The sequence below is a fragment of the Nostoc sp. EspVER01 genome (assembly GCF_034530635.1).
Lineage (GTDB): Bacteria > Cyanobacteriota > Cyanobacteriia > Cyanobacteriales > Nostocaceae > Nostoc.
The window spans coordinates 69966-82094 of sequence record NZ_JAVRCS010000027.1; the positions used below are offsets into that span (position 1 = coordinate 69966).

9 protein-coding genes and 1 pseudogene are annotated in these 12129 nt (G+C 41.5%); all 10 read right to left on the minus strand.

All coding sequences use genetic code 11. The annotated features are described in order from the left end of the window. Nucleotides 1–182: 182 nt before the first annotated feature. Nucleotides 183–1661, minus strand: a complete 1479-nt coding sequence (locus RMX69_RS21140; protein WP_322638627.1) for an amidase — start codon at nt 1659–1661, stop codon at nt 183–185. A gap of 191 nt (nt 1662–1852) precedes the next feature. Further along, nucleotides 1853–3352, minus strand: a complete 1500-nt coding sequence (locus RMX69_RS21145; protein ID WP_322638628.1) for an acyl-CoA synthetase — start codon at nt 3350–3352, stop codon at nt 1853–1855. A 147-nt stretch (nt 3353–3499) separates the two neighbouring features. Beyond that, nucleotides 3500–4480: a magnesium transporter CorA family protein gene (locus tag RMX69_RS21150; protein WP_289794877.1), complete on the minus strand. Its 981-nt coding sequence runs from the start codon at nt 4478–4480 to the stop codon at nt 3500–3502. A 376-nt stretch (nt 4481–4856) separates the two neighbouring features. Beyond that, nucleotides 4857–6917, minus strand: coding sequence for a tetratricopeptide repeat protein (locus RMX69_RS21155; RefSeq protein WP_322638629.1), 2061 nt, complete (start codon nt 6915–6917; stop codon nt 4857–4859). Nucleotides 6918–7285: 368 nt separating this feature from the next. Beyond that, a complete protein-coding gene (locus RMX69_RS21160) occupies nt 7286–9127 on the minus strand; it encodes an aspartate kinase (RefSeq protein ID WP_322638630.1) in 1842 nt (613 codons plus the stop codon). Nucleotides 9128–9249: 122 nt separating this feature from the next. Then, on the minus strand, nt 9250–9819 hold the full coding sequence (locus RMX69_RS21165; protein ID WP_322638631.1) for a Uma2 family endonuclease: 570 nt from the start codon (nt 9817–9819) through the stop codon (nt 9250–9252). 177 nt (nt 9820–9996) lie between these two features. After that, the gene (locus RMX69_RS21170; RefSeq protein ID WP_322638632.1) at nt 9997–10197 is read right to left on the minus strand and encodes a hypothetical protein; all 201 of its coding nucleotides are present in this window, start codon (nt 10195–10197) and stop codon (nt 9997–9999) included. Continuing rightward, on the minus strand, nt 10157–10321 hold the full coding sequence (locus tag RMX69_RS21175) for a type II toxin-antitoxin system HicA family toxin (protein WP_322638638.1): 165 nt from the start codon (nt 10319–10321) through the stop codon (nt 10157–10159). The genes RMX69_RS21170 and RMX69_RS21175 overlap by 41 nt, the downstream gene beginning before the upstream one ends. 26 nt (nt 10322–10347) lie before the next feature. Further along, complete coding sequence (locus RMX69_RS21180) at nt 10348–10566, minus strand: type II toxin-antitoxin system HicB family antitoxin (protein ID WP_322638633.1); 219 nt, start codon at nt 10564–10566, stop codon at nt 10348–10350. Nucleotides 10567–11120: 554 nt separating this feature from the next. Next, nucleotides 11121–12074, minus strand: a pseudogene (locus RMX69_RS21185) (tetratricopeptide repeat protein); the annotation flags it as partial. Between the last annotated feature and the right edge of the window lie 55 nt (nt 12075–12129).

Below are 12129 nucleotides of genomic sequence, written 5' to 3' on the forward strand. Positions count from 1 at the left end.
TATTTCGGAGTACCCATTTGTTATTTCGGAGTACCCATTTGTTATTTCGGAGTACCCATTTGTTATTTCGGAGTACTCATTTGTTATTTCGGAGTACCCATTTGTTATTTCGGCGTACTCATTCCCATTAGTTCGTAGGGTGTACAAAGGGTATAACGGTGAAGTTTAATTGCTGCCATTCTTCAATACCCCAATGGATGCCGGAAATCACCAACCACTTTGTCAAGTTCTTGAGCGATCGCTAGCAACTCCATCTCGCGCCATCGTTTGCCAATAATTTGGATTCCAATCGGTAAACCATTATGAGTTTGCCCTATAGGAATCACCACCGCCGGATGACCACTGAGATTAAATGGCATAGTGTAAGCTCCGTTTGCCACCGCATGAGGATAGGATTTACCCTCAATATCAATGGCGTTCCAAGCCGGACAATGGGTAAATGCAGGAGTTGCTGTCACAGGAGTGAGCCATATATCCCACGGTTCTAAAGCTTCATCGATTTGGGCAATGAAGCGATCGCGCTCGGTGAGTGTCTCGAAATATCCTCTTAAGCTGGGATTAAAAATTTCTGGCAGAAAGCTGCTGAAATTTCCCAATTTTCGCAATTTTTTGTCGCCTTGAGTTGCCGTGCGAAAAAGTAATTCTAAGCTGCGTAGCACATTGTAGCGATCCTTGGGTTGGGCGTAGTTGTTGATGTATGCTTCCATCCGTCCGCAGAGGTTCCACACTGTCGATAAATCGAAATCTTTGGGAACCCAGCGTTCAATATAAGTACCTGTTTGAGCGAGTTTTTGCACGACTGTCTGTATTGCGGCTCGAATTTGGGCAGCAACGGGAACTTCCACCCATTCATCAATCCAAGCAATTTTAAGATCCTGCAAAGACTTGCCTGATGGAGTATCAAGGGGAATCGGTGGCACATCTGGGCGACGCAAATCCGCACCCGCGATCAGCGAGAAACAAAGGCGAATGTCTTCGAGCGATCGCCCAAAACAGCCAATAGTCAACATTTGTCGCAAGCATAGCGGCATTCCCGGTACTTCAGGGATACTTCCGGCGGTAGAAATACGGCGATCTGTTGGCTTTAAGCCATACACGCCGCAGAAAGTTGCAGGTTGGCGCACGGAACCTGCAATATCGTTACCTATATCTAATGCTGAAAGTCCGGCTGCAACAGCAGCAGCACTACCTCCAGAACTGCCACCTGCTGTATAGTCAAGATTCCAGGGATTATTTACCCGTGGAAACAGAGAATTTGTACTTTGAAAATCACCAGCCAGTTCTGCCATGTTGGTTTTTCCCAGGATAACGGCTCCTGCTTTCCGCAGTCTGGCAACAACGGTGGCATCCTGTTGAGGAATGTAGTCTTTAAGAGGAATGTAACCTGCTGTGGTACGTAGTCCTACTGTTTCAAAAATGTCTTTGATTGTGATTGGGACACCGTGCAGAGCGCCCCAGTGTTCTCCTCTAGCTAGGGCTTCATCTGCAAGCTTTGCTTTAGTACGAGCATTGTCTTCGTCTAAGGTGCAAATTGCATTCAGTTTTGAGTTGTGTTTATAAATCTGCGCCAGGTAAGCATCGAACACTTCGACAGCAGAGACTTGGCGATCGCGAATCATCTGAGCAAGTTGATGAGCGGGTAGAAAAACTAAGTCACTCATAGGTCAATACTACTGGCTTTGTGCATTTTGAATTCAGAATTTGGTTTGGGGAAAAGGTTACTGGGGTTGGGTTAAAGGTTTTTTCTTTCCCTTTTTCCCAAAACCCGACAAGTATTTACTCATAGGTCGATTTCACTTGATTGCTCTTTTGAATTTAAAATCTAAAATCCAAAATTCTGTGACGATCGCTATCAGCAAAATAGCTCAACCACTGTCGGCTTAGTAACTTTCCCCATCGCGTTGCGCGGTAATTCTTCAACTATCAAAATTTGGGTTGGCACTTTATAAACAGCCAATCGCTCTTTTGCCCAATTCCTGAAAGCTTGTAATGTTAAAGGTTGTGAACCTTGCAATACTAACGCGGCACACACCCGTTCACCCCATTCTAAATCAGCAACCCCAACCACTGCACATTCCTGAATATCTGGATGGGTTCTTAGCACTTCTTCAATTTCTAAAGCGGAAACTTTATACCCTCCAGTTTTGATGATATCCACGCTCATCCGTCCCAGAATTCGGTAGTTGCCGTTCTCAATTACGGCGGTATCTCCAGTACGGAACCAGCCATATTGGAAGGCTTTGGCGGTTGCTTCAGGGTTTTGCCAATATTCGAGAAACACTCCAGGGCCTTTAACTTGGATTTCTCCTGGGGTTTCGCCTGGAACTAACTCCCCGTTCTCATCCACTAATCTCACTTCAACTTCAGGTAGTGGCTTCCCGACATATCCAGCCAATCGTTCACCGTGTAAAGGGTTCGATAGCGCCATGCCGATTTCAGTCATACCATAGCGCTCAAGCAAAAAATGGCCGCTGATGGTTTGCCACTTTTCTAAAACTTGAACTGGTAATGCTGCCGAACCAGAAACCATCAGGCGCATTTTAGCACAGCCTTCTGACATGATTTTTTGGCGTTCCTTAGAGGCAGTTTCCCAAGCCGCAATTAGTTTCACATAAATTGTTGGTACTGCCATAAATAAGGTTAAGTCACCGTCACAAATTCGGTTCCAAACGGTTTCTGCATCAAATTTGCTCAATATATGGCACTCCGCCCCAACCCATAAAGCACAAGTTAGTACGTTAATAATCCCATGAATATGATGTAGTGGCAGGATATGTAAAATGCGATCATTCGATGTCCATTCCCAAGCGGTGTTTAAGCTAGTCACTTGCGCTTGAATATTTTGGTGAGTTGTAACTACACCCTTGGGTTTACCAGTTGTACCGCTAGTGTAGAGAATTAAGGCGCGTCTAGTGATATCTATTTCTGGGAGGCGACTAATATTATTTGAGAGCGTTTCTGAGGTGAGGATAAATCTCAAATTGTGTTCTTGGGCTAGCGATGCCTGCGGCGGTAAACTACGCAGTATACCCTCAAAATTAGGATGAGCAATAATAATCGATGCTCCAGAATTAGTAATTACATACTCTAATTCTGGGCGTGGGTGGGAAACACACAGAGGTACAGCTATGCCACCAGCCCGCCAAATTCCCCATTGAGTGGCTACATACTCAAACCCAGGCGGAATGAGAAAGGCAACTCGCTGCTCTTGTAAATCTTCTGTGTTTTGAAGAAGACTTGTTGCTATTTGACTGGAAGTGTGTAGCAAATCCTGATAGGTAAATGCTCCATCCGTCACAATTGCTGTTTTTTTGTTATGTTCTTCAGCACGAATAATCAATGGTAGGTTCACGTTTTTTTACCGATTTAAGGTTGATTGAGTTTACTTCCTGAAAATATATATAATAGTAATCCTATTTGATTTCCTTTCCACTGACAGACTCAGATCCCCGACTTCTTTAAGAAGTCGGGGATCTTTTTATTCATAACTTTATAGATACTACAACCAACGTTGTTTTTTAGCATAGGCAATACTGCCAATCACAATTAATGCCATCATACAGATCACCACAGGGTAAGCCCAAGGTTGTTCTAATTCCGGCATATATTTGAAATTCATACCATAGAAACCAGACAGAAAAGTGATTGGTAAAAATATACTTGAAAGGATAGTTAGGCGATTAATTCGTTCGCCTGTTTTGCTAGCAATATTATCGCGTTGAATTTCCATCAATTCTGACATCCAGGCTCTTAGAGCTTGATATTCTTGCCATAGTTTATCAACGTGATGAACCAATTCTTGATTGAATAACTCTTTTACTGGCTGGCCGATCCATTGGAAATCTTCATTATCCATAATAGCCATAAGTAACTTGATACTTTGAAAATTCCGGCGTCCAGAACGAGTAGATTGCCTCATTGTGGCAATTTTTTGGTACGTTGATTCATCACCAGAATTGTCTAACACTTCATCTTCTAAATCATCAAGTTTTCTAGAAATATAGGTAAATACAGTTTCGTAATTATTCAAAATATCTTTAAATATGAGATAAAAAAGATAGTCGATTCCCAATTGTTGAATATCTAGAGTTCGTTTTTGGAGATTATTAGCTAAAATAGTTAAAATTTTTAGTTCTGTGATTTCAAAAGTTATGATAAAATTATTTCCAACTACAATGTTACCACGCACAACCTCAAACTCATTATTTTTTATTTGAGAACTTAGAATTTCATAGCTATCAAATAAACAATCTTCTACGTCTTCATCAATTCCTACAGGGGAATGGTTGAAAATCATGTTGACACGAGATGGATTGAGTCCAAAGTGCTTGATAATTCTAGCTGTTCCAGTGCGATCGCGGAAGTGAACACAACGCAACCAAATATTGTGAGAACCATCAATTCTTTTCAGTACCGTATCGACATCTCTATGAGTAAATATTTCCAGGTTATCTGGATAAAAAGTCAGGAGAATTAGCATATAGCAATCCTAGTTGAGTCGTAATAAGATGCTGTGACTCATGGAAATTAATCAGGACTTTAGTCCTTGTTTTATAAGCACTAAAGTGCTTACTACAAACCATCAAAACTAGCTTGATAAAGTAATAGTCGTAAATTTGTAAAATAAAACACATTTAAATAGCACAATCACTCTCTAAGAGGATATCTGAGAAGTATTCAATATTTCGCTTGATCCCCCCTAGCCCCCCTTAAAAAGGGGGGGAACTGGAATCAAAGTCCCCCTTTTTAAGGGGGATTTAGGGGGATCTACAAGTCTCGAATACAACACCAGAAAGTTTTCAGACATCCTCTAAGAGTTTTGACTGTTGATAGTCAACACTATATTGAGTGGTAACTCAATTTTTTTCTATTTTCCCAGATTTAGGGCGCGTAGTTGGCGCTGGCGCTGAATTATTTTGCAGAATTGCAATTTCCCGCCGTGCATCTTGATAACTATCTTGTTCCCCTTGCTGTTGGAAGAGTTTTGCAGCTTTTTTGAAGTCTGCGATCGCACCCAGTTTATTTTTCTGCTTGGTGCGAATCACGCCCCGATTATAATAGGCTAAGGCATTGTTAGCGTTAATTGCGATCGCTCGTGAATAATCTTGATTTGCAGCTTTTTTATTTCCCAGTTCGAGATAAGCGTTACCACGGTTGTTATAAGCTGCTACATTATTAGTATCTAGTTTTAGCGCTGCGGTGTAATCTTCAATCGCGCCTTTATAATCTCCAAAAGAAAAGCGGTGAATCCCTCTGTGAATATAAGCTGCAATGAATTTAGGATCGATCTGTAAAATAGTGTTGTAATCTTCAGTCGCTTCTACTTTATTTCCCAGATCGCTGTAAATATCACCACGATTCAGATAAGCTTCTATATATTTTGGATTGATGTTGATTGCATCTGTGTAATCTTTAATTGCTTCAGATTTTTGTTTATTAATAGAATGAGTTAAACCCCTTTGATAATAAGCTTTAGCATCACTAGGATTAATCTTAATTACTTTATCAAAATCTTGGATTGCTTCAAGTCTTTGTTTGACGCGACGGCGAAGAATACCTCGTTGCAAGTAGGCTTCAGTATACTGGGGTTTAAGAGCGATCGCTTTGCTAAAATCTTCAATTGCACCTTTATTATCCTTCGATTGAGCGCGAGCTAATCCTCGTCCATAGTAAGCATAAGCATCTTTAGAATTTAACTTAATTGCTTGAGTATAATCTGCGATCGCTTCTTTGTATTTGCCTAACGCCGAAAAAGCAAATCCTCGGTCAAAATAGGCATTAGCATCTTGAGGATTAAGCACAATAGCTTGGCTAGAGTCTGCTTGTGCTTGCTCGTAGTCTCCTAATCGATAATAAGCATCACCCCGCCTATTATAGGCTAAAGCGTTTTGCGGATCTAATTTAATAGCTTGATTGAAATCTTCAACTGCTCCTTCATAGTTTCCTAACTCATATTTATTTACACCCTCTTGATATAATGTCTTTTGAGCATTACTTACAAGTTTTGGCAATCTAAATTGCCAAGCTGCAACACTAAGGGTAATACAGCCAGCTATCCCTGCTAGAACTAGTAATAATTTTTTCTGATGCTGTTTTTGTTGATTGTCATCAACATTGATTAACTTTTTCAGGTCGTCTAAAACTTCCGTTGCATACTGGTAGCGCTTCCGATAGTCAAAACGCACCATTTTATTAATAATTTTTGCTAACTTTCTGTTAACTTTGAGATTTTTGTCACGCCAAACTATTTCACCTGTCAGCTTATTTTTCTGACTTCGCAAATTAGATATTTCCTTTGTAGGTAAACCTTTCAGTGCTGCGATCGCAACAAGACCTAAAGCATATATATCACTGTTGTATTTGAGATTGCCGTTAATTTGCTCTATCGGCATATACTCGGAATTTTCAACAGTATTAGCGATCGCTTCATTAAAAGTACCCAAATTAATCAAAACTAATTTTTTATCTGATTCCCGGCGAATAATATTTGCTGGTGTAATATTTCGATGAATTATGCCATAGCTATGTACAATAACCAAAGTTTCTAATATCTCTGACAAAAGACTAATTACTTGGTCTTCCTTGAGAAGTTGTCCCTGGATAATTTCGTCAGTTAAAGGATTACCGGGTATGAATTCTTGGACTAGATAAAATTCTTCATTTTCTTCAAAAGAACCAATGAGCTTTTGAATTTTATCGTGTTCTTGTCCGAGTTTTTCTAAAGTTGCTGCCTTACTGTCAAACAAGCGACCTAGGATGGTTAAAGCTTGAGGATTGCTATTCGGAAGAGATAATTGCTTTACTATAAATTCTTGGCCATTAAGATTAACATCTTCAACTAGATAGGTTTTCTCTTTTTCCCCATCATTGAGAACTTTTAGTATTTGATAATGTCCATCTAGTAAATGACTATTCATCAATATAAAATTATAGTCTAATAAATTGTTCGATTATAGCTTACGTGTTATTATTACTGATTTTAAAATATAAATATTTATTTATTAAGCAACTTCAAATGAGAGCGATGCGCCGGCTGCTACGGCGTGTATATTTATCTCGTTTATCTCGTTTATCTCGTTTACCTCGTTCCCATGTTCTACATGGGAATGCTCCTCGTGGAGGCTCTGCCTCCAATCATATATTGAGTCAGAGACTCAATGAATGCATTCCCAGTCGGAGACTGGGAACGAGGAAAGTCTTATCAAGCTAGGTTTTTAGGACTTGTGTGTACACCGTAGCAAGCTTGGGAGAGGGATTTAGGGTGAATGTGCTTTTGATTAAGATTTTACGCTGGTACGACAAATTTCTCGCTACCAGCCAGTTCAAAGGCTGCATGAATGGCTTGCAAAGCTTTAACACCTTGCTCTTGCGCCACAACACAACTAATTTTAATTTCTGAGGTGGCAATCATTTGAATATTGATTTCTTGTTGGGCTAAAGCTTCAAACATTTTAGCGGCAAGACCTGGTTGTCCTACCATCCCTGCACCAACAATACTTACTTTAGCGATCGCACTATCTAAAACAACTTCACCCCATCCTAACTCTGCCGCTACTTGAGTAAGCATTTTTTTGGCATTTTCCCCATCGATCCGTGAGACTGTAAAAGCAATATCTCGTCTGGGAACACCATCAATTACGCGACAACGCTGAGATTGGATAATCATATCAACACTAATATTATGTTGCGCTAATAATCCAAACAACTTTGCCGCCATCCCTGGACGATCTGGCAATTGGCGAATAGCAAGACGCGCTTGATTCATATCGAGAGCGACACCGCGAACGGGAGGTGGGGAGTGAGGAGTTAGGAGTGAGGAGTTAGGAGTGAGGAATTCTCCCCTGCTCCCTGCTCCCTGCTCCTCTGCCTCAATCTCAAAGGCGGCGCGGAGTGCTAAGACGGCGCGATCGCATTCTGTGGCATTGACTACGCAACTTACTTTCACTTCGCTGGTGGAAATCATTTGAATATTCACGCCAGCCTCAGCTAATGTAGCGAACATCTTTGCCGCGACACCAGGGCGGCCAATCATTCCTGCGCCTGCGATGCTAACTTTGGCAATGTTATGTTCTACCATTACCTCGGCTTCTTCCAACTTGGGGTTAGATTGACTTCTCAGTGCTGGGGCGATCGCTGTTGCTACTGCTTCCGCCCGTTTTAATATTGGTGTGGTGACAGTAAAAGCAATGTCATTACTGTTACCTTCATGAACTGACTGAATAATCAAATCTACGTCTACTTTTTGCCGAGAAATTTCGCCAAATAACCTAGCTGCAACACCTGGTTTGTCGGGAACGCGCAACAAAGCGACCTTTGCTTGGTCAGTGTCAAATTCTACAGCATCCACTGGACGGGCAATTTCTAGATTGATTAGCGATCGCCCTTGGGGTTTGGCTGATGTCACCCAAGTACCTGGTTGATCTGTCCAGCTAGACCTAACTACCAGGGGAACACCGTAGTTACGGGCAATTTCCACAGCACGGGGATGCAGCACTTTTGCGCCCAAGCTAGCTAATTCCAACATTTCATCGCAGGTGATGGCATCCATCAACTGGGCTTCGGCAACCAAGCGGGGGTCTGTAGTGAGAATACCTGGAACATCTGTATAAATTTCGCAAAAATTCGCTCTTAATGCGGCTGCGATCGCCACTGCTGAGGTGTCGGAACCACCACGCCCCAAAGTCGTAATTTCCATCTCTCCGACGCTGGATGTGCCTTGAAAGCCAGCTACTACAACTACTTTACCTTCATTTATGTGGCGACTGAGGCGAGTAGTTTCAATATGCAAAATCCGAGCGCGGCTGTGTTCAGCTTCGGTAACAATTCCTACCTGAGCGCCAGTCATGGAAATTGCGGGTTGTCCGAGTTCCTGCAAAGCCATGCTGAGTAAGGCAATGGTTACTTGTTCGCCAGTAGAAAGCAACATATCCATTTCCCGGCGGTTAGGATTTGGAGAAATTTCATTAGCTAGTTTGACGAGTCCATCGGTGGTTTTGCCCATAGCCGAAACCACTACTACCAGAGAGTTTCCAGCTTGGACAGTTTTATAAACACGCTGTGCGACAGCTTGAATGCGTTCCACTGAACCGACAGATGTACCACCGTATTTCTGAACTATGAGCGCCATAACTTTTATGCAATCAATTGTGTCTGTTTTGCTCAATGCCTCCGCCGGGTTAGGAAGCCTTGAAGATATTAATAGATATTTAGTTTACTAAAAATTGTGTAGCATACCCAATCATGAGTTGATTATTCAAAAACCACATCTTCGTAAAGTGCTGCCATTGTTTCCTCAAAATCCACGCTGTTGAGTCGAAATGATTGATGTTCTGCTGTATAGGATTGTAAAACCCACAACCCTTGCTCATTGCGGCGAAAACACTCAACTCTCTGACGTTTTGTATTAATTAAAACATACTCTTGCAGACTTTCCAGTGTTTGATAATCAGCGAATTTATCCCCCCGATCAAAAGCTTCGGTAGAATTAGATAAAACTTCCACAATTAAACAGGGAAATCTTTTATAACCTGTCGTTTCTCGATCGCGTGGATCGCAAGTAACCATCACATCGGGATAATAAAAGCGATTCAGAGATTCAATTCGGGCTTTCATGTCAGCGATGTAAACACGACAGCCAGAACCGCGCACATGATTACGGAGGAGAGATGCCAGGTTAAGAGCAATGGTAACGTGTGGATCTAGCGCTCCAGCCATTGCGTAGATGTAGCCATCGATGTATTCATGCTTGATATCGCTTTGTTCCTCCATTTGGAGGTATTCTTCAGCAGTAAGATAGTTTTGTTGGGGTGAGGCTATCATAAGTTGAAACTTCAAGGTTTGAGTAATATTTATTGATGGCAAGTATACTTTATAATCCAATACGTTTCCGTTAAGGCAAGAGACGCGATAAATCGCCGTCTTTACAAGAATGAATCTTTTTTTGTAGAGACGGCGATTTATCGCGTCTTTAAGAGCGATCGCTTGTAGATTTACACTTTAAAGTAGAGTCTCATTATCTTGATATTCTTTGATTTTGGCATATAAACTGGCAACCGTTTCTGGAGCAAATAGTTTTTCTTTAACTTGCAAATAGTCGCCTTCACTGAGTTTACAAGCTGCCCAAAATTTCATTACATTCGACGGTTCTGAGTGGCAGTTAAAAATTAGGTGATAAACCTGCTTGTTTACATATTTCATTAGCAGTAATCCGATCAATGGTACGATGCCGTTTTACAGGAAGAGTTTTTATATCATTAGTATATATAGAATGATTTCCTCCTTCCCTTAATAAATAAAAGCCATTCTCTTCTAAGTATTTAATTAGCTATTTTCGTTTGACTGACACACTCAAACCTCTATAGGAATTTGTTCGAGTAAAAAACCACCTGTAGGAATTTCCTTATTTTGTTGACGATAGGCAAGAATCATTTCTTTTGTTGCATCTTGCAACATAGCCCTACATTCTTCTATGGTTTCTCCTTCTGTGATGACTTCTTGCCATTCAATGAGTTGTCCCATATATCCGCTATTAGTTTTTGTATATTTTGCAGTGTATGTAATTAACATTTCTGTGTTTGTGAATATAATTATATGATTTATCGTAGCTAATTTTTTGTTGTGGGGACAATTGCTCTTTATCATTGACAACTTTATAATAGCGACGCCGAGTAGCCCGTCGTAAACATCGCTTGTCTATTTACACTTCTTTTCTAGAGCATCGTTAGCTTTTGGCTCAATGATATAGCAAAATGAATGCGTGAATTACTCAAATGAGAAAGTAAACTGGGGTTTGAGAAAGAAAAAGCTGCTTTTGCTTGCGGAAAACATTAAAATGTGAGACTAAAAGCTGCTTTTGTTTGCGGAAAACACTAAAATGCGAGATTAAAAGCTGCTTTTGTTTGTGGAAAACACTAAAATGCGAGATTAAAAGCTGCTTTTGAAGAAGAAAAAGCTGCTTTTGTTTGTGGAAAACACTGAAATGCGAGATTAAAAGCTGCTTTTGAGAAAGTAAAAGCTGCTTTTGAATAAGTAATCAGGCATTTTTACTTATTCAATATTAATTTTAGTCTAGGCGATCGCACTTTTCAGTTTTATCACGGTACGCTTTGCACAAAACTAGCTTATTCTGGATTTTGAGAGAGGCGATCGCGAAGATTTGCTAAACCTCCACGAACAGTAACAGCATTTGGATGATTTATCCCTAACTGTCGCTCAAAAATATCCAAAGCTTGCAGGTACAAGGGTTCAGCTTCGCTGTATCTGCCTTGATCACGGTAGAGTGCCGCTAGGTTGTTAAGGCTTTCTGCAACATCTGGATGTTCTTCTCTTAGTAGCAACCGCCTGAGTGCCAAAGCTTGGACATGCAATGGTTCGGCTTCGCTGTATCTGCCTTGGGAGTAGTAGAGTCCTGCTAGGTTGTTGAGGCTAGCGGCAACAAATGGATGTTCTTCTCCCAGCAGCAACCGCCTGAGTGCCAAAGTTTCGATGTACAGGGGTTCGGCTTCTCTATATCTGCCTTGGTCACGATAGAGTCCTGCTAGGTTGTTAAGGCCAGTGGCGACATCTGGATGTTCTTCTCCTAGTAACTGACGCCAAAGTGCCAAAGCTTGGATGTACATGGGTTCAGCTTCGCTGTATCTGCCTTGGGAGTTGTAGAGTCTCGCTAGGTTGTTGAGGCTGAGTGCAACAAGAGGATGTTCTTCTCCCAGCAGGCGTCGCCTTAGTTCTAAAGCTTGCAGGTACAGGGATTCGGCTTCGCTATATCTTCCTTGGGAACGGTAGAATACTGCCAGGTTGTTGAAAGTTTCAGCAACATCCTGGTGTTGCTCTCCTAGGAGGCGTCGCCTTAGTTCCAAAGCTTGCAGAAACAGGGGTTCAGCTTCACTGTATTTTCCTTGGGAGTAGTAGAGTACCGCTAGATTGTTGAGGCTTTCTGCAACATCAGGATGTTCCTTACCTAGGAGGCGTCGCCTTAGTTCTAAAGCTTGCAGGTATAATGGTTCGGCTTCGCTGTATTTTCCTTGAGAGTAGTAGAGTACCGCTAGATTGTTGAGGCTAGCGGCAACGTCAGGATGTGGTTGAGTCGATGGGGGATATTATTCCCCGCACCTCTCAGTTAAATCTGGGCGT

Excerpts from the sequence above, each read along its gene's own strand:
- RMX69_RS21140 (WP_322638627.1), bottom strand. The coding sequence starts at position 1,661 with ATGAGTGACTTAGTTTTTCTACCCGCTCATCAACTTGCTCAGATGATT.
- RMX69_RS21150 (WP_289794877.1), bottom strand. The coding sequence starts at position 4,480 with ATGCTAATTCTCCTGACTTTTTATCCAGATAACCTGGAAATATTTACT.
- RMX69_RS21155 (WP_322638629.1), bottom strand. The coding sequence starts at position 6,917 with ATGAATAGTCATTTACTAGATGGACATTATCAAATACTAAAAGTTCTC.
- RMX69_RS21160 (WP_322638630.1), bottom strand. The coding sequence starts at position 9,127 with ATGGCGCTCATAGTTCAGAAATACGGTGGTACATCTGTCGGTTCAGTG.
- RMX69_RS21165 (WP_322638631.1), bottom strand. The coding sequence starts at position 9,819 with ATGATAGCCTCACCCCAACAAAACTATCTTACTGCTGAAGAATACCTC.
- RMX69_RS21170 (WP_322638632.1), bottom strand. The coding sequence starts at position 10,197 with ATGAAATATGTAAACAAGCAGGTTTATCACCTAATTTTTAACTGCCAC.
- RMX69_RS21180 (WP_322638633.1), bottom strand. The coding sequence starts at position 10,566 with ATGTTAATTACATACACTGCAAAATATACAAAAACTAATAGCGGATAT.